At 69.1% G+C, this 21161-nt stretch carries 20 protein-coding genes; 10 read left to right on the top strand and 10 right to left on the bottom strand.

Going from position 1 to position 21161, the window contains the following annotated elements; translation table 11 throughout:
* Positions 1-187 precede the first annotated feature (187 nt).
* Positions 188-2110, top strand: a complete 1923-nt coding sequence (locus AC3EGR_RS16290; protein WP_488547554.1) for an acyltransferase family protein — start codon at positions 188-190, stop codon at positions 2108-2110.
* 631 nt (positions 2111-2741) lie between these two features.
* On the top strand, positions 2742-5042 hold the full coding sequence (locus AC3EGR_RS16285; protein WP_488547553.1) for a glycoside hydrolase family 5 protein: 2301 nt from the start codon (positions 2742-2744) through the stop codon (positions 5040-5042).
* A gap of 90 nt (positions 5043-5132) precedes the next feature.
* On the opposite strand, the gene AC3EGR_RS16280 is transcribed toward AC3EGR_RS16285, so the two are convergent.
* Together AC3EGR_RS16280 and AC3EGR_RS16275 are read right to left on the bottom strand one after the other, a co-directional pair.
* On the bottom strand, positions 5133-6293 hold the full coding sequence (locus AC3EGR_RS16280) for a GH12 family glycosyl hydrolase domain-containing protein (protein ID WP_488547552.1): 1161 nt from the start codon (positions 6291-6293) through the stop codon (positions 5133-5135).
* A 469-nt stretch (positions 6294-6762) separates the two neighbouring features.
* Positions 6763-7071 (bottom strand): hypothetical protein, encoded by a 309-nt coding sequence (locus AC3EGR_RS16275; RefSeq protein ID WP_488547551.1) that lies wholly within the window; start codon positions 7069-7071, stop codon positions 6763-6765.
* 88 nt (positions 7072-7159) lie between these two features.
* Between AC3EGR_RS16275 and AC3EGR_RS16270 the strand changes: the two genes are divergently transcribed.
* The 3 genes from AC3EGR_RS16270 (at position 7160) to AC3EGR_RS16260 (ending at position 8160) form a co-directional block, all read left to right on the top strand.
* Positions 7160-7555, top strand: a complete 396-nt coding sequence (locus AC3EGR_RS16270) for a response regulator (RefSeq protein ID WP_488547550.1) — start codon at positions 7160-7162, stop codon at positions 7553-7555.
* 117 nt (positions 7556-7672) lie between these two features.
* A complete protein-coding gene (locus AC3EGR_RS16265) occupies positions 7673-7927 on the top strand; it encodes a DUF6139 family protein (RefSeq protein WP_488547549.1) in 255 nt (84 codons plus the stop codon).
* A 98-nt stretch (positions 7928-8025) separates the two neighbouring features.
* Complete coding sequence (locus tag AC3EGR_RS16260; RefSeq protein WP_488547548.1) at positions 8026-8160, top strand: hypothetical protein; 135 nt, start codon at positions 8026-8028, stop codon at positions 8158-8160.
* 51 nt (positions 8161-8211) lie between these two features.
* Here the strand turns inward: AC3EGR_RS16260 and AC3EGR_RS16255 are convergent, their stop codons facing one another.
* Genes AC3EGR_RS16255 through AC3EGR_RS16245 form a run of 3 tightly spaced genes read right to left on the bottom strand, consistent with a single transcriptional unit; the run spans position 8212 to position 14045 of the window.
* Positions 8212-9582: an efflux transporter outer membrane subunit gene (locus AC3EGR_RS16255; RefSeq protein ID WP_488547547.1), complete on the bottom strand. Its 1371-nt coding sequence runs from the start codon at positions 9580-9582 to the stop codon at positions 8212-8214.
* Positions 9579-12749, bottom strand: coding sequence for an efflux RND transporter permease subunit (locus AC3EGR_RS16250; protein ID WP_488547546.1), 3171 nt, complete (start codon positions 12747-12749; stop codon positions 9579-9581). Before AC3EGR_RS16250 ends, AC3EGR_RS16255 begins: the two co-directional genes overlap by 4 nt.
* Before the next feature lie 6 nt (positions 12750-12755).
* Positions 12756-14045: an efflux RND transporter periplasmic adaptor subunit gene (locus AC3EGR_RS16245; protein ID WP_488547545.1), complete on the bottom strand. Its 1290-nt coding sequence runs from the start codon at positions 14043-14045 to the stop codon at positions 12756-12758.
* A gap of 99 nt (positions 14046-14144) precedes the next feature.
* Here AC3EGR_RS16245 and AC3EGR_RS16240 point away from each other — a divergent pair, with 99 nt between their 5' ends.
* Both AC3EGR_RS16240 and AC3EGR_RS16235 read left to right on the top strand, forming a co-directional pair.
* Positions 14145-14762 (top strand): TetR family transcriptional regulator, encoded by a 618-nt coding sequence (locus AC3EGR_RS16240; RefSeq protein ID WP_488547544.1) that lies wholly within the window; start codon positions 14145-14147, stop codon positions 14760-14762.
* Between the two features lie 113 nt (positions 14763-14875).
* Positions 14876-15169, top strand: a complete 294-nt coding sequence (locus tag AC3EGR_RS16235) for a hypothetical protein (RefSeq protein ID WP_488547543.1) — start codon at positions 14876-14878, stop codon at positions 15167-15169.
* A gap of 55 nt (positions 15170-15224) precedes the next feature.
* Here the strand turns inward: AC3EGR_RS16235 and AC3EGR_RS16230 are convergent, their stop codons facing one another.
* From AC3EGR_RS16230 to AC3EGR_RS16220, 3 genes are all read right to left on the bottom strand, one after another.
* A complete protein-coding gene (locus AC3EGR_RS16230) occupies positions 15225-15734 on the bottom strand; it encodes a hypothetical protein (protein ID WP_488547542.1) in 510 nt (169 codons plus the stop codon).
* 152 nt (positions 15735-15886) lie between these two features.
* On the bottom strand, positions 15887-16384 hold the full coding sequence (locus tag AC3EGR_RS16225; RefSeq protein WP_488547541.1) for a hypothetical protein: 498 nt from the start codon (positions 16382-16384) through the stop codon (positions 15887-15889).
* A gap of 87 nt (positions 16385-16471) precedes the next feature.
* Positions 16472-16864: a hypothetical protein gene (locus tag AC3EGR_RS16220; RefSeq protein ID WP_488547540.1), complete on the bottom strand. Its 393-nt coding sequence runs from the start codon at positions 16862-16864 to the stop codon at positions 16472-16474.
* A gap of 44 nt (positions 16865-16908) precedes the next feature.
* Between AC3EGR_RS16220 and AC3EGR_RS16215 the strand changes: the two genes are divergently transcribed.
* From AC3EGR_RS16215 to AC3EGR_RS16205, 3 genes are read left to right on the top strand one after another with little or no spacing between them, the layout of a single operon-like run.
* Positions 16909-17409: a cupin domain-containing protein gene (locus AC3EGR_RS16215; protein ID WP_488547539.1), complete on the top strand. Its 501-nt coding sequence runs from the start codon at positions 16909-16911 to the stop codon at positions 17407-17409.
* Between the two features lie 3 nt (positions 17410-17412).
* Entirely contained in the window at positions 17413-17901 is a 489-nt protein-coding gene (locus AC3EGR_RS16210; RefSeq protein ID WP_488547538.1) for a nucleoside deaminase, read from the top strand.
* 11 nt (positions 17902-17912) lie between these two features.
* A complete protein-coding gene (locus AC3EGR_RS16205) occupies positions 17913-18896 on the top strand; it encodes an aldo/keto reductase (protein WP_488547537.1) in 984 nt (327 codons plus the stop codon).
* A 67-nt stretch (positions 18897-18963) separates the two neighbouring features.
* Here AC3EGR_RS16205 and AC3EGR_RS16200 read toward each other — a convergent pair whose 3' ends face one another.
* Together AC3EGR_RS16200 and AC3EGR_RS16195 are read right to left on the bottom strand one after the other, a co-directional pair.
* On the bottom strand, positions 18964-19932 hold the full coding sequence (locus AC3EGR_RS16200; protein ID WP_488547536.1) for a Bug family tripartite tricarboxylate transporter substrate binding protein: 969 nt from the start codon (positions 19930-19932) through the stop codon (positions 18964-18966).
* Positions 19933-19957: 25 nt separating this feature from the next.
* Positions 19958-21154 (bottom strand): MFS transporter, encoded by a 1197-nt coding sequence (locus tag AC3EGR_RS16195; RefSeq protein ID WP_488547535.1) that lies wholly within the window; start codon positions 21152-21154, stop codon positions 19958-19960.
* Positions 21155-21161: the final 7 nt, after the last annotated feature.

Raw genomic sequence — 21161 nt, 5'->3', positions numbered from 1 at the left:
GGGGCCTGGCAGGTGGCTCTTTCAGGCCCCCCCCCGCACGCGGCCGCGCTGCAGCGTGCGAAGATCGTTTCCATGACGCACCGCATGGCCTGCCCTGTCGCAGCGAGCGCGCGCTGCACGTGCCCACCGGGCACAGGAGCGCCGGACAGCTGCGCGACGCAGCGGCGCGTCGCTGATTGAGTCGATCGTGAAGCACAGACCCGAAATCGATGGCCTGCGCGCCGTCGCTGTCTTGCCGGTGATCTTCTACCACGCCGGCTTCCCGGCCTACGCGGGCGGCTTCGTCGGCGTGGACGTCTTCTTCGTGATCAGCGGTTACCTGATCACGGCCATCCTGCTGGACGAAAAGACCAGGGGAACGTTCTCGATCGCGCGCTTCTACGAGCGGCGTGCGCGGCGGATCCTGCCGGCCCTGATGTTCATGCTCGTGTGCTGCATCCCGTTCGCACTCGCGTGGCTGCTGCCCCAGGATCGCGAGGATTTCTTCCGCAACGTCGCCGCCACGACCCTCTTCTCCTCGAACATCTATCTCTGGAAGACCAGCAGCTACTTCGCGCGCCACGCCGACCTCAAGCCGCTGCTCCACATGTGGAGCCTGGGGGTGGAGGAGCAGTTCTACCTGTTCTTCCCGGTGTTCCTGGGAATCGCCTGGCGCTTCGGGCGGCGTGCGATCGTGGTGATGCTCGCCATTGCCGCGGTAGCCAGCCTGCTCGTGGCGCAGTGGCTCGCGCTCGCCAAGCCCACGCCCGCCTTCTACCTGCTGCCCCCGCGTGCGTGGGAACTGATCATCGGCTGCCTGCTGGCCTTCTACCTGGAAAAGCGTGACGCCCACGTGCCTTTCCTCGGCACCATCGGCCTGATCGCGATCGCGGCGGCCGTGGCCCTGTACGACAAGACCACGACCTTCCCGGGATTCTTCGCGCTGGTCCCGACCCTGGGCGCCGCCGCGGTCATCGCCGGCGCGGGCCCGCGCACCTTTGCCGGACGCCTGCTCGCCGCGCGGCCCTTCGTCGGCATCGGCCTCGTGAGCTACAGTGCCTACCTCTGGCACCAGCCCCTGTTCGCCTTCGCCCGCAACTACGGCGTCGAAGCGTCCGATTTCCCCGCGATGTTCGGCCTGTGCCTGCTGACCCTGGTCATGGCGTACCTGAGCTGGCGTTTCGTGGAGCGCCCGTTCCGCACCGGCATGAGCCCCCAGTGGATCATGCGGGCGGCGGTCGCCAGCACCGCCGGCATGTGCGCGCTCGGTGCGGTGGCTGCAACGATGATGCGCAGCGAGGTGCAGGTCGAGACGACCGACGCCAGCTGCAACTTCTCGACGAAGGACTGCTACCGGCTGCCGGCGCCGCGCGCCCGCGTCGCGCTCTGGGGGGACAGCTATGCCGACGCCTTCGCGGTCAGCCTGGCGCGCAGGCTGGCGCGCGAGAACATTTCACTGCACCTCTTCATCAAGCAGAGCTGTCCCTCGATCATGGGCACGCGCCGCAACGAGGCGCACACGATGGGCGTGGGATTCGCGGCGGACTGCGAACGCCACAACGACGCCGCGATCGCGGCGATGCGGCAGGAGAAGTTCGACTACGTTATCCTCACCAGCGCCTACGGCTGGTACCTGAAGGACGTGAACGTCCACGGGCACCCGATCCTGCTCGATCGCGACGCGCCCGCCCTTGCGCCGCCCCAGTTCCTCTCGGCGCGCCTGGCCCAGACGATCGACGCGATCGGGCGTTCGGGCTCCAGGGTGCTGCTGGTCACCCCGCACCCGACGGTGGAAGACTTCGATCGCCAGCGTCGCGAGCTGCTGGCGGGACGCCTGCACTCCATCCTGGGCGATTACGCGGAGGCCACCACGGTGCGCAGTGCCCTGCTCTCGGGCCTGGACCGCTCCAGGTTCACGGAGATCGATGGACGCCGCCTGCTGTGCCGGGACGAGTTGTGCCCCGTGGTGAGCAGCGGAAGCATGCTTCTCTATGACGGAAGCCACCTGTCGACGCAGGCCGCTCCCGGCTTCGCCGACGCCATCGCCACCCAGATCGCCGCCGGACTGCGCCAGGGCCCGAAGGTCCTCGAAGCAAGCAGCGGCACGCACCTGGTCGCCTTCCCGCGCTGACGCAGCGGCGGCCGTCATCGCACCGCGCTGCGCGCGACGCGCAGGAACGCACACGCAAGTACGAAACCTCCCCGATCGGGAAATTTCCGCCCTTCGTTTAGGACCTCACCAAAGTTGCGAATCGCCGCGGCCTGCAGGCGGCGCCCGCATGCACGTGCGAAGAAGAGGACGCAGCAGCCGCTGCCGTCGTTCGCTTGGTTTTCACTGTGCGTTCGCTGCGCGGTCCATTCACATGCGAGCCGAGTGCGGTGGCACAAATCCACGCTCCGCACCGTCGGGGTGCGCACGCACGCGAGTGATTTAAGCAATTGTCGAGTGTAGGACACGATCCAATTTCCGTGTGAGTACGAGCGGCTCGTCCCTGCGCGATTGCAGAGGCTCCCATACTCCGCTGGCACAACGTTATGGAGGCACTATGAAGCGACGTGAATTTACTTTGTCGCTGGGGGCAGCAGCCGCACTCACCGCCTGTGGCGGCGGAGGCGGCGGCACGGATGCGGGACCTGCACCAGGTCCTGTTCCCGGCGCACCAGCTCCAGCTCCCGGCGTCGGGCCTGCTCCCGCACCTGGGCCGGCGCCGGCGCCAGCGCCCCTGGTCCAGAAGTTCGCCATCGGCACGAACCTGGCGAGCATGGAACTCGGCGACGCGATCCGCTTCGGCCCGAACACCTTGCCCAACGTGAACTTCACGGTCCCGCGCCAGCAGGACGTGACCTTCCTGCGGGACAACGGATTCACGAAGTCCCGCCTGCCGATCCGGTGGGAACTGCTGCAGCCTGCGCTGCACGACTCCAGGCCCAACGCCGCTGCGCGCGCGCTGCTCGGCATCGTCAACCCGGGCGATTTCCACCCCGGCTACGCCCAGTTCATCACCGACGTCCTCGATGCGCACGCGCGGGCCGGCACCAAGTGCATCATCGACGTGCACAACTACGGCCGCTACACCGACTTCGTCTACCAGCCGGACGGCTCCGTCATCGGGCTGGCGAAGCAGCCCGGCGTGACGCACGCCTACACGACCGACGCGACCAAGGTGCGGTTCCGCGTGATGGCCCTGGCCGCCGGCGCGACGCTCACGATCGCGAACTACGTCGACCTCATGACCCGCATTGCGCAGAGGTGGAAGGGCCACCCCGGCCTCGCCGGCTACGGCATGATGAACGAGCCGTTCGCGCTGCCCAAGCCGGGAACGGTCGAGGAGAACGACCCGACCCTGGCCCCCGAGTTCAACGGCCAGGACCTCAACATCTGGCCCACGTTCGCGAGTGCCGGCGCAAAGGCCATCCGCGCCATCGACCCCGACACGCCGATCTACCTGGGCGGCAACAACTGGCATCGCGCGTGGGGACTGGGCACCGAGAACCCCGGCTTCCCGATCGACGTTCCGCGCATCGTGTACGACGTGCACTGCTACCTGGACTCCACCAACAGCGGCCAGGGCGCCGACTGGGACCTGCAGGTCTCCCGGAATTTCACGGCGGGCGTCAGCAACTCCGCGCCGATGGACGAACAGACCGGCGTGAACCGCCTGAAGCAGGCCATCGACTTCGCCAAGTCCCGCAACATGGCGCTTGCGCTCACCGAAACGGGCATGCCGACGGACGATCCGCGCTGGCAGCGGTCCTGGGAGAACATGCTCGCGCTCGCGAAGGCGAACGACGTGGAGGTGTTTTCCTGGGCCGGCGGCTCGCACTGGCAGCACCGCGCGGAGCACGTCACGCACATCTCCGGCTGGTACCAGAACCGGCCGGTGGAAGCGCAGATGGGTGGCGCCATGATGAAGATCGCCGGCAGCTTCAAGGCCGCCATCTTCGACGCGGGTCCGGGCTGGGCGCCGGGCGGCGCGAGCGTCGAGATCAAGGTGTATGCGCGCGGCGCGCTCCAGGCGCCGGTCACGCTGACGGTGAGCTCGAACAACGGCGGCACCTTCAGCAAGTCCACTCTCACGATTCCGGCGGGTGCCAACGGGTTCGACACCTTCACCTTCACGCCGGGCGCGAACAGGGTCACCACGCTGACGTACGCGAGCACTTCCGCGCCGAACGTGCCGCCGCCGCGCAAGGTGTATTCGCTCACCGACCCTGTGGCGTTCGCAAACGCCAGTCCCGCCAACCTTGCCGACGGTGCGATGGCGCTTCTCGCCAAGTACTCCGCGGCCAGGTGGGACATGGACGATGCCTATACCGATCCGCTGCTCGGGACGCCTGCCGCCGCCGGCCAGGAACTCCGCGCGGTCTCCGACACGGGCTACGCCTCCTCCATGGGCAACGAGATGGACGCGCTGAACTGGTTCAACACCGGCAGCACCATGGGTCCGTTCACCGTGCCCATCATGCGCACGGTGGGTGGGCGCAAGGCCGCGGACCTGACGGACCCGAACGTGTTCGGCCTGTGGTGCAAGAAGCGGCTGCATCCGGCCCAAACGAACCCCGATGGCTCGGTCAACTTCCAGGCCGACGTGGACGCGGTCCCGGTGATGCCCTACAAGCTCGATGAGCCGCACTTCGCCATCGCCGCCCTCTCCGTTCCGTCCGCGGCGACGTCTGGCTTCGTGTTCCAGGCCAGCGCCGCGGACCGGGGGCACTTCTCCGCACTGGAACTGAAGGCGGGCAAGCCGCAGGCGCGTTGGGTCAATTCGGGTGGCCAGGACGTGACGGTGGTGAGCAGCCCCACGGCGCTGGCGCCGAACACGCCGACGACCTTGTCGCTCGTGTCCACGAAGACCGCGCAGACCTTGCGGGTCGGCAACGCGGAACTCGCCGGCGCAGGGACCCTGCCCACCGCGGAGTTCGACTCGGTCCTGCTCGGTTGCGGCTTCAACGACGTCTTCCCGCGTCCGTCCTTCGGGGGCTTCCTGTTCGGCGTGATCACCGGCAAGGGGACGCCGAACGCCGCCGAAATGCGCGTGATGGAGTCCTTCCTGCTGGCCTGATCGCAGCCGCGACAGCGCAAACGAAAATGGGCCGCGCAAGCGGCCCATTTTTCATGGGGCATGGAGCGGGAGATCCCTCCCGCCGGTTGCTTACTTCCAGACCCGGAAGTTGTGCATGGTGAGGTCACCCGTACCGTCGAAGGGCTCGACGCCGAGCTCCACGCTCACGAGGTACTCGTTGCCTTGCGCCCAGGATGCGCCGGCCTTGTCCTTGCGCGTTGTCAGGTAATTGATGAACGACGCCACATTCAGGCTGCTGGGCTGGATCCCGGGCTGGTCGGGTTCGAACACCACGAAGGTCCAGCCCGTCCCCGCCTGCCCGGTGGGGAAGTTGCGCACGAAATAGATGTGCCACAGGCGGCCGTCGATCACCGCATCATGGCTGTACCAGCTGGGGTTGCGGTGCGGATACGCGCCGTAGTTGCCCCAGTAGTCCAGCGGAATCATGATCTCGTGCGTGATCTCGCCCTTGGCATTGAACCCGTGCTGCTGCTCGGGCGTGCTCTGCAGCCAGATGTCGTAGCTCAAGTGGCCACGGCCCGTCGGGGCGGCGTTGTGCTTGTACGCCGCGGAGGACTTGAGCGACGCGATCGGCAGCTGGATCGGGAAGATCGATCCAGGCGTCTTGCCGCTCGGATAGACCTGGCTGGAGGTGCCATTGAGCAGGCGCACGTCGTAGCCACCCGGCGTGATCCAGGTGTTCGACCACCCCGGCTTGTTGCCGGCGAGCAGGGCCATGTAGCTCTTGACCTCGGTCGTGCCGGTGGGCCACGCCCAGCTGATCCGGCCCGCGACTTCCCCGTTCGGGCCCATGGTCGGGCTGACGCCCATGCTCTGCTGGTACTGGGTGCCGTTCAGGCCCGTGTAGGTGCCGCGCGTGAGCGTTCCGGCACCCCAGACGCCGTCCTGCAACCAGTAGGCGGCGTTGTCGTAGCCCGTCTGCAGCATGGTCATGGGCCAGTTCCCCATGACGATATCGGTCGGAGCGGCGGGCACGGGAGCCGGCTTGCCGCCGCCGGCGGCCGCCGCCGCGCCACCCGAAGCGGCCGCACCGCCGGCCGCCGCCACCACGGTGGTCGCGGTCGCCAGGTCCGAAGTCGCCGCGCCCGAGACGCTGCTGGTGCCCAGAGCGCTGCAGGAGTCGGCGCTCGTCGCGCAGCTGACCTGGGGACCGGTGGAAGATTCGCCTCCGCCGCCGCAACCGGCCAGGGCGATCGAGAAGAGTGTGCAGATGCTGAGGATGCTTTTCATTCTACGGTTCTTGCTGGTTGGGATGTGGTCCCGCCCGTACTCCCATACGGCTGAGCCTTCGATGAACACGACTGTAGCCCGGCCGTTTCGCGCAACCGTTCGTCGCTGTAGCGCGGGAATGGATAGCTACGCGTGTTTTTTTTCACGGCGAAGTCGACCGGCGAATTTGCCGAGCCCGTGCCACTACTGGGTTTTTGCCGACATGACGGCGGCGTGCCGTCCTACACGGCTGGGTTACGGATTCCTACGTCGAGGACGCATCCGTTTCGTAGCAAAAGAAAATGTCACGGATTTCGCGTGGTGGCGAGAACACAAGACGAAATCAGCGCGACGATGGACCGTGACATATTCCAGCCGCCTGCCGCTCGTCGCCAGCTCGGCTGTGGCGCACCGACCCGTGCGTTGCGCTCAGCGCGCCGCTTCGCTCGGGTCTCGCAGCCCGAGCGACTTAGCAAGCAGTGGGGAGGACCTAGAGGAGCTCGATGGGCAGCGCCCGCACGACCAGTTCCTTCTGCCCGAAGCGCCGTGCCAGGTCGGTCCGGTAAGCCGCCGACCAAGCGCGGTCCGGCGCCTCGACCATCACTTCGTACACGACGATCTCGTCGCGATCGACGTCCTGCCCGTTCTCGCTCCACAGGCCCTGGGCGGGCGCGCTGTTGTATGCGGTCAGGCCGCCGAAGCGGGCCAGCAGCTCCTGCCGCACGGACCCGAACAAGGCGGGCGGCTGCCGGGCACCGTCCTGGCTGCGCAGCGGAAGGAGGATCTGGACGAGGTGCATCCGGCCAGCATAGCCAAGGCCCGGGAACTTGCGGGCGGGTGCAGGTCCGGCCCGACTACACTAAAGCCTCCTGAAGCATGGCGCGCCGATGATCGACCGTTCTCAACACAGTGTGCTCGTGGTGGACGACAACGCGGCCACGCGCTATGCCACGGCCCGCGCCCTCAAGGCCGGCGGCTTCAACGTCGTCGAGGCCGCCGCCGGCGCCGAAGCGCTGGAACTGTGCGAGTTCGTCTCGGCCGTCGTCCTGGACGTGCACCTGCCGGACCTGATCGGCTACGAGGTGTGCCGGCTGCTGCGCAGCAGGCCGACGACGGCGCAGCTGCCCGTGGTGTACGTTTCGGCCATGTACGTGACCGAAGACGACCAGAAGCACGGCATGGACACGGGCGGCAATGCCTACCTCGTGTCGCCGATCGACCCCGAAGCGCTGCTCGCGACCCTCGACCAGCTCATCGGCGGACGCGCGACGCACACGCACTGAGCCAGCGATCTCCGGATCGCCGTGGGATCGACGCCAACCGTCGAGCCGACCGCGCGCAGGACCCACATGAGGCGCCGTCCTACGCCGCGTCAGCGGACGACGACAAAAAATGCGCCCATGAACGTCGACATCTATCGCCGCAGCGAGCCGGGCAACATGCTCTCCTATCTCATCGTGCCGTCGGGGCAGCCCATCCCCGAAGAGGCCGTGAATGTCGACTGGCAAGCCCGCCAGCGCGACGTGCACGTGGACGACACCACCGAGCACCTGCATCCGTACGAGATCGACAACCCGCGCGCCCAGATCCAGGAGAAGGGCTACGCCATCACCAGCGTGTACCACCAGGTCGCGAGTCAGGGCGACGCGCCCTGAATACCTCCGTGTAGCGGGCGGCGCCTACGCCTGTCCGCAGCACGGCGACGCCATCCGCCGCAGCGCGCCGACGCGCTGCCCCCGCGTGCGCGGCGATCATGCAGGCCTCGAAAGAACGCCTGACGGACAAGAACATGCTGCTCGCCGCCTCCCTGCTCTCCTCCATCGCCCAGACGCGGGTCAGCCGCCTGCTGCGCGTGGCGCAGTCGCTGCCGCGGCGCGTGGTGCGCTGATTCGCCGGGGCTCGCTGCGCCCACCGCCCGCTGCGGCCGCGCCTGCAGCGACTATTCCGTCCAGCCGCCGCCCAGTGAGCGGTAGAGCGCGACCTGGTTCTGCAGGCTCGCCAGCCGCGACTGCACCAGCGCGGTCTGCGCCGTGAACAGCGCGCGCTGCGCATCCAGCAAATCCAGGTAGCTCGCCACCCCGCCCTCGTAGCGCAGGCGGGCGAGGCGGAAACGCACCGCCTCCGCCTCGGCCACCGCGCCGAGCGCGCGCAGTTGCTCGCCGTAGGTTGCGCGGCCCGCGAGCGCGTCGGCGACGTCGCGGAAGGCCTGCTGGATGCTGCGCTCGTACTGCGCGACCGCGATGTCGCGCCCCACTTCGGCCGATGCGAGGTTGGCGCGGTTGCGCCCCGCGTCGAAGATCGGCTGCAGCAGGCTGGGCGCCACCGTGTAGCCCCAGGCACCGCTCTTGAACAGGCCGGACAGCTCCGAGCTCGCCGTGCCGATTCCCGCGGTCAGGGAGATGCGCGGGAAGAAGGCGGCCCGCGCCGCGCCGATGTCGGCGTTGGCCGAGCGCAGCTGCTGCTCCGCCTGCCGCACGTCCGGGCGGCGCACCAGCACTTCCGAAGGCAGGCCGGCCGGCACGTCGGGCAGCTTCACGTCGCGCGTCGTCAGGCCCACGAGGAATTCCGGCGGCACCGGCTGCCCCAGCAGCAGCGCCAGGGCATTGATGTCGTTGGCGCGCTGGCGCTGCGTCTGCGCCAGAGCGGCGCGCGAGCTCTCGCTCAGCGACTGGGCCAGGCGGAAATCGATCTCGCTGGTCACGCCGTTCTCGAAGCGCAGGCGCGTCAGGCGCAGCGTCTCCTCGCGGGTGGCCAGGGTCTCGCGCGTGAGCACCAGCAGTTCCTCGTCGGCGACGATGTTCAGCCACGCATTGGCGACGCTCGCCACGATGGTGATCTGCGCCGCCTTGCGGCCCTCTTCGGTCGCGAGGTACTGCGACAGCGCCGATTCGCTCAGCGCCGCGATGCGGCCGAAGAAGTCGATCTCCCAGCTGCTGATGCCCAGCGTTGCCGAGTAGCTGTTCACCTGCTCGCCGGTGATGGTGCTGGGCGAGCGCGACGCGTTGACGCCCGCGGCCAGCGTCGGGAAGCGGTCCGCGTTGCGGATGTCGTACTGCGCGCGCGCCTGGGCGACGTTGAGCACCGCCACGCGCAGGTCGCGGTTGTTCGCAAGCGCGGTGGCCACCAGCGAGCGCAGGCGCTCGTCGGGGAAGAAGTCCTGCCAGGGCAGCTGCGCCGGCGGCGTGCCTTCCTGCGCCGACGGATAGGGGAAGCTGCCCGCCACCGGCGGCGCGGGACGCTCGTAGGTCGGGATCATCGAGCAGCCGGCCAGCAGCAGGGCCGCGGCGAGCGTGGAGAGGTGCGATTTCATACCTGGTCCCCCGCGGTGGCGCCCGCGGGCATCTCCCGCTGCAGTTCGTGCGTGTACAGCTTGCGCTGGCGCTCGCTGCCCTTGAAGTAGCCGCGCACCACGACGAAGAAGATGGGCACGAAGAACACGGCCAGGGTGGTGCCGGTGAGCATGCCGCCCAGCACGCCGGTGCCGATGGCGCGCTGGCTCGCGGAGCCGGCACCGGAGGCGATCGCCAGCGGCAGCACCCCCAGGCCGAAGGCCATCGAGGTCATGATGATCGGCCGGAAGCGCAGGTGCGCCGCCGCCAGCGCCGACTCGATCACGCCCTTGCCCTGCGCCTGCAGGTCCTTGGCGAACTCGATGATCAGGATGGCGTTCTTGGCCGACAGGCCGATGATCGTGATCAGTCCCACCTGGAAGTACACGTCGTTGGCGTAGCCGCGCAGCAGCGTCGCAAGCAGCACGCCCAGCACGCCGAGCGGCACCACGAGGATCACCGCCAGCGGGATCGACCAGCTCTCGTACAGCGCGGCCAGGCACAGGAACACCGCCAGCACCGCGAAGCCGTAGAGCACCAGTGCCTGCGCGCCGGCGAGCTTTTCCTCGCGCGACTGGCCGGTCCACTCGTAGGCGAAGCCGGAAGGCAGTTCCGCGGCGAGCCGCTCCATCTCGTCCATCGCGGCGCCGGTGCTGTAGCCGGGCGCCGGCGCGCCCGAGATGCGCATGGCCGGATAGCCGTTGTAGCGCACGCTCTGCATGGCGCCGTTGACCCAGCGCGTGCTCGCGAAGGACGACAGGGGCACCACGCTGCCTTGCGTGCTGGGCACGTTCAGGCGCAGCAGGTCTTCCGGCTGCATGCGCGCGGGCGCATCCGCCTGCACCACCACGCGCTGCAGGCGGCCGCGGTTCGGGAAGTCGTTGACGTAGGAGGAACCCAGCGCCGTCGACAGCGTCGCGTTGATCGCATCGAAGCTCACGCCCAGCGCCTGCGCCTTGTCGCGGTCGATGTCCACCTGCAGCTGCGGCGCGTCTTCCAGGCCGTCGGGACGCACCTGCGCGAGCAACTTGCTCTTGCCGGCCAGCCCGAGCAGCTGGTTGCGTGCGGCGACCAGCGCATCGTGGCCGTTGCCGCCGCGGTCCTGCAGGCGGAAGGTGAAGCCGGAGGCCACGCCCAGTTCCGGGATGGGCGGCGGGCTGAGCGGGAAGATGAAGGCATCGCGGATCGCGGAGAGCGCGCCGAAGGCCCGGCCGGCCAGCGCCTGGGCCGAGTGTTCCTCGCCCTTGCGCTGGTCCCAGTCCTTCAGCGTCACGAAGGCGAGGCCCGCGTTCTGCCCCTGGCCGGAGAAGGAGAAGCCCAGCACGCCGACCATGCTCTGCACCTCGGGCTGCTTGAGGATGAAGCTCTCCACCTGCTCCATCACGGCCGTCGTCCGCTGCAGCGTCGCGCCGGGCGGCAGCTGCACGTTCACCAGGATGTTGCCCTGGTCTTCCTGCGGCAGGAAGGAGGTCGGCAGGCGCGTGTAGACCAGCGCCGCCACGCCAGCGATGACGCCGTAGACGATCATGTAGCGCGCCGCGCGGCGCAGCAGCCGCGACACCAGCGACTCGTAGCCCTTGGCCGTGCGCGTGAAGAAGCGGTTGAAGCCGCCGAAGAAGCCGCGCTTCTCCACGTGGTGGCCGGCTTCCACCGGCTTGAGCAGCGTCGCGCAAAGCGCCGGGGTGAGCGACAGCGCCATGAGCGCCGAGAAGCTGATGGAGGCCAGCATCACCGCCGCGAACTGGCGGTAGATGTTGCCCGTGGAGCCGGCGAAGAAGGCCAGCGGCACGAACACCGAGATCAGCACCACGGTCACGCCGATGATGGCGCCCTGGATCTGCCCCATCGCCTTGCGCGTGGCCTCGCGTGGCGGCAGGCCCTCGTGGCTCATGATGCGCTCCACGTTCTCCACCACCACGATCGCATCGTCCACCACGATGCCGATCACCAGCACCATGCCGAACATGGTCAGCACGTTGATGGAAAAGCCCAGCGCCAGCAGCGCGCCGAAGGTGCCCAGCAGGGCCACCGGCACGACCAGCGTCGGGATGATGGTGTAGCGCCAGTTCTGCAGGAACAGGAACATGACCAGGAACACCAGCACCACCGCCTCGACCAGGGTCTCGACCACCTGGGTGATCGAGATGCGCACGAAACGGGAGCTGTCGTACGGGATGTCCCACTTCATGCCCTTGGGGAAGTAGGGAGCGAGCTCGCCCATGCGCTTGCGGATGGCGTCGGCGGTGGCCAGCGCGTTGCCCGACGGCGCCAGCTGCACGCCGATGCCGGTCGATGGCTTGCCGTTCAGGCGTGCCGCCGTCGCGAAGGTCTGGGCGTTGAGCTCCACCCGCGCGACGTCCTTCAGCCGCACGGTGGCGCCGCCGGGCGTGGAGCGCAGCACGATGTTGCCGAACTGCTCCACGTTGGTGAGCTGTCCCGGCACCACGATGGTCGCGGCCACGGTCTGGCCCGGAATGTTGGGCAGGTCGCCGATGGTGCCGGCGGAAACCTGCGCGTTCTGCGCGCGGATGGCGGCGTTCACGTCGGCGGCCGACAGGTTGTAGCCGACCAGCTTCTGCGGATCGATCCACACGCGCATGGCGGCCTCGGTGCCGAACAGCTGCGCCTGGCCGACGCCGGAGATGCGCTGGATTTCCGGCAGCACCGAGCGCGAGGCGTAGTCACCCAGGTCCACCGGCGTGAAGTTGGGATCGTCCGAGGACAGGATCGTGAACAGCAGGAAGTTCGAGCGCGACTTTTCCACGCGCACGCCCTGCTGCGTCACCGCCGCGGGAAGCCGGGGCGTCGCCCGCGCGAGTCGGTTCTGCACGTCCACCTGCGCCAGGTCGGGGTTGGTGCCCGGCTCGAAGCTGATGGTGATCTGGCCCACGCCGTTCGCCTGCGTGACCGACTCCATGTAGATCATGCCCGGCGAGCCGTTCATTTCCTGCTCGATCACGCTGATCACGCTTTCCTCCAGCGTGCGCGCGGAAGCGCCCGGGTAGGCGGCGGTCAGCACGATCGCGGGCGGTGCCACCGGCGGGTACTGCGCGATCGGCAGCTTGGTGATGGCCACCGAGCCGACCACGATGATGAACAGCGCGATCACCCACGCGAAGATGGGCCGGTCGATGAAGAACTTGGCCATGGACGCTCAGCCCTTCTTCGCCTGGGACGCGGCCGCGGATGCCGCAGGTGCCGCGGCGGATGCAGGCGCCGCCGCGGAAGCGGACGCGGCTGGCCTGGACCCAGGCGCGGCCGGCGCCGCGGCCGTCCCCGCCGTCCCGGGACTCGCGCTCCAGGGCACGGGCTTCACCGGCGAGCCCGGGCGCACCTTCTGGAAGCCGTCGACCATCACCTGCTCGCCGGCGGTGAGGCCGCTCAGCACCACCCACTGGCTGTCCTGCGAGCCGCCGATCTTGATCGTGCGCTGGCTCACCTGGCCCTTGTCGTCCACGACCGTCACGGTGTCGCCCTGCGGCGTGCGCGTGACGGCCTGCTGCGGCAGCAGCAGCGCGTTGCTCGCCTTGGCCTGTTCGATCTGCACGCGCACGAACATGCCGGGCAGCAGCATGCCGCGGGGGTTGGGCACTTCGGCGCGCAGCGTCACCTGGCCCGTGTTCGGGTCCACGGTGAGGTCGGCGAAGAGCAGGCGGCCGGCCTGCGGATGCAGGCTGCCGTCCTCCAGCTGCACGCGCACCTGCGCGCCTTCGCTGCCGGCGCGCTTGAGGCGCCCTTCCTGCAGCGCCCGGCGCAGCTCGGTCACTTCGCCTGCCGACTGCGTGAAGTTGACGTAGAGCGGGTCGATCTGCTGGATCACTGCCAGCTGCGTCGCCTCGCCCTGGCTGACCAGCGCCCCCTCGGTGACGAGCGCGCGGCCGATCCGCCCGGAGATGGGGGCGTTGACGCGGGTGTAACCGAGGTTGATGTCGGCGCTGCGCAGCGCCGCGCGCGCCGCCGCCACGTCGGCCTCGGCCTGTTTCTCGGCCGCGACCGCGTCGGCGTACTCCTGCTTGCTGATCGCGTTGGCTTCGACCAGCGGACGGTAGCGCTGCTCCAGCGCCTGCGCCTTCGCGAAAGCCGCCTGCGCCTTGGCCACGTTGGCCTGCGCGCTGGAAGCCTGCGCCGCGTAAGGGCCTGGGTCGATGCGGAACAGCACCTGGCCGGCGCGCACGTCGCTGCCTTCGCGGAACTCGCGCTTGAGCACGATGCCGGTGGCCTGCGCGCGCACCTGCGCAACGCGCGACGCCTCCAGGCGGCCGGGCAATTCGCGCACGAGGCCGACGTCGCCGGTGACGACGCGCACCACGCCGACTTCCGGCGGCGGCATGCCGCCGCCGGCCTGCTGCGGGGCGCCGCTATTGCCCTGGCCGCAGGCGGCCAGCACGAGCACGAGGGGGGACAGGAAGGACCATGCAGGAATCTGCGGCAAGCGAGCAGCCATCGGAGTATTCGTATGAGGAGCGGGAAAACGGCCCGGACTGCAGGCCAACGCAAGCCCGCGAGTATATACATACAGGATTGCATGTATATTCGCGGGGCCATGGTCCGCCGCACGAAGGAAGAAGCCCTCGCCACCCGCCACGCGCTGCTCGACGCGGCGGAGCACGTGTTCCTGGCGCAGGGGGTGGCCGGCACGTCCCTCAACGACATCGCGCAGGCGGCCGGCACCACCCGCGGGGCGATCTACTGGCACTTCAAGGACAAGGCGGACCTGTTCAACGCGATGATGGACCGCGTGGCAATGCCCCTGCAAAGCGCGTTGTCTCTGGCGGACGCGCAGACCCAGGACGATCCCCTGCCCGGCCTGAAGAAGGCGGTGCGCTCGGCCTTGCGGCAGACCGTCAACGACCCGCAGACCCGCCGCGTCTTCGAGGTCGCGACGCACATGGTGGAGTACGTGGACAGCCTGTGCGCGGTGCGCGAGCGCCACCTGCAGACCCGCGAGCTGTGGACCGAGCGCTTTCGCCACATGCTCCTGCGCAGCGCGCAGGCCCGCGGCGTGAAGCTGGCCGTGCCCGCCATCGTGGCGGCCCATGGGCTGCATGCCATGCTGGACGGCTTCATCCAGAACTGGCTGCTGGATCCGGACGTTTTCGACCTGGAAGCGACCGCAGGCAAGGCGCTGGACGCCTACCTGCGGGGCGTCGGGCTCGAGTAGTCCGCCTCCGGCACCCGGCGTCGCCGCGCCCCTTCAACCGCCGCGGCCCCTCGCGCGTCAAAGAAGTGTGTCCTCGCGGCGCAATCCCAATATCCACACATCAGGAGTCCTCCATGAAACTGCAGACCCTTGCCCTGGGCCTGGCGGTCACCGTCGCCGGCTCTGCCTTTGCGTCAACCCATGAGACCACCGTGACGCGCGTGACGCCGCACGGCACCGTGACCAAGCACATCGTTCGCACCAACGACCGCCAGGACGACCACCCCGGCTACTGGCATCCCATGCACAGGGTCGTCGTGGTCAAGCACCCGACCCACCACCACGCCAAGAAGGTGGTGATCGTGCATCCCTCGCACCACGGCCGTGACGTTGCCCACCGCACGGTGGTGATCCACCGCCACGGCTGACCGGCGCACGCAAGGAAAAAGCGGCCCGCAGGCCGCTTTTTTCATGGGCGCGCGCTCAGGACTTCTTCTTCGCGTCCGCCTTGGCATCCGCCTTGGCATCCGCCTTCGCGTCCGCCTTCGCATCCGCCTTCGCGTCCGCCTTGGCATCCGCCGTCTTGGCGTCGGCCTTGGCTTCGGCCTTCAGCTTGTCGTGCGTGGCCTTCGCTTCCTTCTTGCACGCGGACTGGGCGGCGCCCTTCTGGTCCTCGCACTTTTCCTTGGCGACGCTGTAGTCGGCGTCGGCCTTGGCCATCTTCACCTTCTCGTCGGCCTTGGCGCCGGGCTTGTTCTGCGCATCGAGCTCGGCCTTGGCGACCTTCTCCTTGCCCTTGGCTTCCGCCTCGCAGACGTCCTTGGCGTTGGCCTTCATGGCGTCGCAGGCCTTCTTGTCGGTCTTGGCCTGCGCCTCGATCTTTTCCTTGGCCGCCTTGTAAGCGTCCTTGCTCATGGCGGCGTTGTCGGCGGCGAAGGCGGAGCCGGCGAAGCCGAGGCACAGCGCGACGGCGAGGCTGGTGAACTGTTTCATGGGGAGGGTCCTTTCAGCGGATGGAGAATTTTGGAACGGGTCCACTCCACAAAACGCGGCAGGCCCCTGCCCCAGCGGTAGGAGCCCTCTCGGATCGCTTGTGGGACTGCGACTACAGCGCCCGAACCGGTGCCGGCGCCCGGCGGGCGCGCTCAGGAATCGAGCCCCTTGACCGGGCGTTTGGACACGCTGCTGGCGAACGCCCCGCCGGTTTCCCGCACCTTCTCCACCTTCGCCTGGCGGATGGCGGCTTCGCGCGCGGCCTTGGCCTCCTTCACGCAGCGGTCCTCGGCATTGCCGCCCAAGGCCTGGCACTTGGCCTTCGCCGCCTGGTAGTTCGCCTCTGCCGTGACCTTCTTGGCCTTCTGCGATGCCTCGGGGCTGGGCTTGAAGCGCGCCTCGAGCTCGGCCTTCAAGGCCTCGGCCCGCCCCTTGGCCTCCGCGTCGCACACCTTCCCGCGCTGGCCGTGCAGGCTGTCGCACAGCTTCTCGTTGGCCTTGTACTCCGCCTCGATCTTCGTCTTCTCGACCTCGTACTGCGCCCGGGTCATGGGAGCCGGCTTGGCGGGTTGCCTGGCAGGGGCGGCGTGCGCGGCTGCGCCCAGGGCCAGGCAGGCCGCGAAGGCCATGCATTCGAACTTCCTCTTCATGGTCGCAAGGGTAGAGCTGCCTGGCGACACGCCTTGCAGGATGAGCACCGCAGCCGCTGTCATCCACGCACGTGCAGACGAAAGTTGCTATGCGCTCGCGACCTTGGCGGCGTCCAGCTCACGGATGCGCTCCTCCACGTAGTAACCGCCGAACTCCGTGTAGCGCAGGAAGGGCCGGCCGCACGACGCGCACTCCCAGACCTCGCAGCGGTTGTAGGGGAAGAAAGCCGCAGCGATCGGCGCATCCGGCGACCACGAGCGCGTGCCCGCCGGGTGGTATTCCTCCAGCGTGGGATCGTCGTCCCCGGGGCGGCGCAGCGTGGCCACCTTGCGCAGCCGCGCCGCATCGAAGGACCCGGGCAGTGCCTCCCAGCCCGGGGCCCGGATCGCCGCGCAGGCGGGGCAGCCGTTGCCGGCCTTCTGTCGCGCGAGCGCGCGCAGCGCATCGGTGTCCAGCACCGGAAGGTTCTCGTCGCTCATGTCCTGCATTGTGCTTGCCGCCGCAATCCGTGTACGCTGCCTCCATGAGCGAGCATCCCCATCCCACCGACCCACCCGAAGGCGACGCCAGGTGGAAGCGCGACGGCGTGCGCGTGGTCCCCGGCAACCAGCTCGATGCGAACACGGCGCAGACGCCCGGCATGGACCGCAAGGCCGCCATCAACTTCGCCCGCGTCGGTGCGCAGAAGCTGTGGGCGGGTACGGTGCACATTCATCCCGATGCGAAGACCGGGGCGCACCATCACGGCCCCCTCGAAAGCGTGATCTACGTGGTGAAAGGCCGCGCGCGCATGCGCTGGGGCGAGCGCCTGGAGTTCACGGCCGAGGCCGGGCCGGGCGACTTCATCTACGTGCCGCCCTACGTGCCGCACCAGGAGATCAACGCCAGCCGCACCGAGGTGCTCGAATGTGTCCTGTGCCGCAGCGACGGCCAGGCCGTGGCCGTGAACCTGGACATCGAGCCGGTGGAGAAGCCCGAGCAGGTGCTGTGGGTCGACCCCACGCATCCGCACGGCGGCGTCTGAGCGATGCGCACGCCGCCCTCCCACGAGCAGGTCCTGCGCCACCTGCGCCGCTGCAACGTCGTCGCCGAGCGCGCGCTGGCGCTGGGCCACCATCCGTTCGGCGCGATCCTGGTCGCGCCCGACCACGAGACGGTGCTGCTGGAACAGTGCAACATCGACACGGTCAACCACGCGGAGTCCACCCTGGCGCGCGTCGCGGCGACGAACTATCCCGCGGACTACCTGTGGGAGTGCACGCTCTACACCTCGGTGGAGCCCTGCTGCATGTGCGCGGGCACCGCCTACTGGGCCAACATCGGCCGCGTCGTGTTCGGGCTCACCGAGCAGATGCTGCTGCAGGCCACGGGCAGCCACGCCGAGAACCCGACGATGAGCGTGCCCGCGCGCTACGTCTTCGACCATTGCCAGAAGAGCGTCGAACTGTTCGGCCCCGTGCCGGAAGTGGCCGGCGAAGTGCTCGCCGCGCAGAAGGCCTTCTGGTCGCAACGCTGAAGGAACCCTCCATGGACTACCGCACACTGGGCCGCTCGGCCCTGAAGGTCTCGCCGCTGTGCTTCGGCGGCAATGTCTTCGGCTGGACCACCGACGAGAAGACCTCCTTCTCGCTGCTCGATGCCTGGGTGGACGCCGGCTTCAACTTCATCGACACCGCGGACGTGTATTCGCGCTGGGCTCCGGGCCACACGGGCGGCGAGTCGGAGACGGTGATCGGCCGCTGGCTGAAACAGGGCGGCCGGCGCGACAAGGTCGTGATCGCCACCAAGGTCGGCATGGACATGGGTGACGGCCGCATCGGACTGAAGCCCGAGCGCATCCGCGCAGCGGTGGAAGCGTCGCTGCGCCGCCTGAACGTGGACCGCATCGACCTGTACCAGGCGCATCGCGACGACGAGTCCACGCCGCTGGAGGCGACGCTGCAGGCCTTCGCGCGGCTGGTGGAAGAAGGCAAGGTGGCCGTGATCGGGGCCTCCAACTACACGGCGCCGCGGCTCGCCGAGGCTCTGCAGGTCAGCGCGCGCCAGGGCCTGCCCCGCTACGAGTCGCTGCAGCCCCTGTACAACCTGTACGACCGCGCCGAGTTCGAGGCCGACCTGCAGGCGCTGTGCCAGCGCGAGCAGCTCGGTGTCATCAACTTCTATGCCCTGGCTGCCGGCTTCCTCACCGGCAAGTACCGCAAGCCGGAGGACGTGGCGAAGAGCCCGCGCGGCGGCGGGGTGGTCAAGAAGTACCTGAACGAACGCGGGCTGAAGATCCTCGCGGCGCTGGACGCGGCCGCGCGCGAGAACGCGTGCACGCCCGGCCAGGTGGCGATCGCCTGGCTGCTCGCGCAGCCGGCCGTCACCTCTCCGATCGCCAGCGCCACCTCGCTGGCGCAGTTGCGGGACCTGGTCAAGGCGGCCCAGCTGCGGCTGCCGCCGGAGACGCTGCGGCGGCTGGACGAGGCAAGCGCCTGGAAGGACAGCGCGACGAAGTCATCGCGGGCTTGACCCGCCATGACAGGCCTTCGTGCGATGACAGGCCGCGCGGCGACGGCGCGCGTCGCCGCGCTGCCATTCACTGCGGCTCGATCTTCGCGTCCTTGATCGCCTTCGCCCACTTGGCCGTCTCGGCCTTCGTGCGCTGCTCCAGCGCCTGCGGCGTGCCGGGTTCGACGACGAAGCCGATGGGCGCGAACTTCTCCTGCAGCTCCTTGGTGCTGGCCGCTGCGTTGATCGCCTGGTTCAGCTTGGCGACGATGTCGGGCGGGGTGCCCGCGGGCGCGAACATGGCGAAGTAGGCGATCAGCTCGTAGTCCTTCAGCCCCAGCGCCTCGTTCACCGTCGGCAGTTCGGGGATCGCGGGCGAACGCCTGGTCGAGGTCACCGCCAGGCCGCGCACCTTGCCGCCCTTGACCTGCGGCAGCATCACCGCGAAGTCCGCCGTGAACAGCATCACCTGCCCCCCGATCAGGTCGGTCATGGCGGCGGGTCCGCTCTTGTACGGCACGTTGGTCATCTGGATGCCGGCCATGCTGGCGAGCATTTCCGTGGACACCAGCTGCGAGGTGCTGGCGCTGGCAAACGTCACGTTGCCCGGCTTGGCCTTGGCCAGCGCCACCAGCTCGCGCAGGTTCTTCGCGGGAACGTCGTTGTTGACCGCCACGATCAGCGGCACCGAGCCCATGTAGCCCAGGGGCGCGAAGGCGGTGTCCTGGTTGTAGGGCAGCTGCTTCATCAGGCTTTTCAGCGCCGCGTTCGTGCTGTTGGTGCCGATCAGGAGCGTGTAGCCGTCCGGCTGCGCCTTCGCGACTTCGGACGCGCCCAGCATCCCGTTCACGCCGGGCCTGTTGTCCACGATGATCGGTTGGCCCAGGGTCCTGGCCATCTCGGCGGCGAAGGCGCGGCCGATCTGGTCGGTGGCGCTGCCGGGCGCGAAGGGAACGATGGCCTTGATCGGCTTGCTGGGCCAGGTGTCGGCCTGCGCCGCGCTGCCGAGAAGCGAAGCAGCGGCAAGCAGGGCGAGAGAGAGGAAGGTACGGCGCACGGGGATCTCCTTGAGTGCGCCGATTCTAGGAGCCTGCGCGGAACAGCGGCCGCATCGCCAGCACGCCCAGCAGCGGGCCGAGCCCCAGCCAGGGCAGCACGCTCGCCAGCGGCCAGGCCTGCGCGGCGCGGACGAACAGCTCGATGCTGGCCACCGAGATCGCGAAGCCGATGCAGTTGCTGAAGGTGAGCACGCTGCCGACCACCTCCGGCGGCGCATTGCGCGCGGTGAGCGCGGAAAACTGGGGCGAATCGCCCACCACCGTGAGACCCCACAGCAGCAGCCACGCGATGAACAGCGGCGCCGGCGCGGCGAGCATCACGGGCGCGAGCACGCAGCAGGTGCCGCTGGCGGCGAGCTGCCAGCGGGCGACGCGCGCGCTGCCCAGGCGCTGTACCAAAAGGCCGCCGCCCGCGCAACCGAGCGCGCCCGCGGCGATGGTCCAGAAGGACAGCGCGCTCACGTCGCTGCCGGCATAGCGGGTCGCGACGAGCACGGGCACGAGCACGTACAGCGAATAGAGCTCCCACATGTGCCCGAAGTAGCCGAACACGGAGCCGCGCAGGCGCGGCTCGCGCCAGATCGCCGCCAGCGCGCGCACGCGCACCGGCGCGCCGCTGCGCCCCGCGGGCTCGGGCACCAGCCAGGCCGTTGCGATCCCGCCCAGCGCGGCGAGCACCGAGACGGACAGCACCACCCATTGCCACGGCTGCAGGCCGCCGGTGGCGGTCGCGAGCGCATCCTCCCCCGCCAGCGCGCGCAGCCCGTGCGGCAAGGCGGTGCCCAGCACCAACGCGCCGATCAGCACGCCCAGCGCGGCGCCCAGGCCTTCGCGGTACCAGCTGGCGGCGATCTTCATCCCCACCGGATAGATGCCCGCCAGCAGGAAACCGACGGCGAAGCGCAGGGTGACGAGCAGCGTGTACTGGCCGTCCAGCGTCGCGATGGCCGCATTGCAGGCAGCGCCCGCCAGGGCGCAGGCGAGGAACACGCGCGTCGGCGGGAAGCGGTCGGCGAGCGTCAGCAGCGCGAACACCAGCGTGCCCGCGACGAAGCCGAGCTGGACGGCGGTGGTGACCGTGGCCAGCGCCGAAGGCGGCAGGCCCCAGCGCCGCTGCAGGTCGGGCAGGACCGCGTTCACCGCGAACCACAGGGACGTGCCGGCGAATTGCGACAGCACGATGACGGGCAGGATGCGGCGCGGGACCGCGGCGGGGGCCATGCTGGCG

It is taken from the genome of Ramlibacter sp. G4-7 (assembly GCF_057784995.1).
This window is presented reverse-complemented; position numbering and strand designations above follow the sequence as displayed.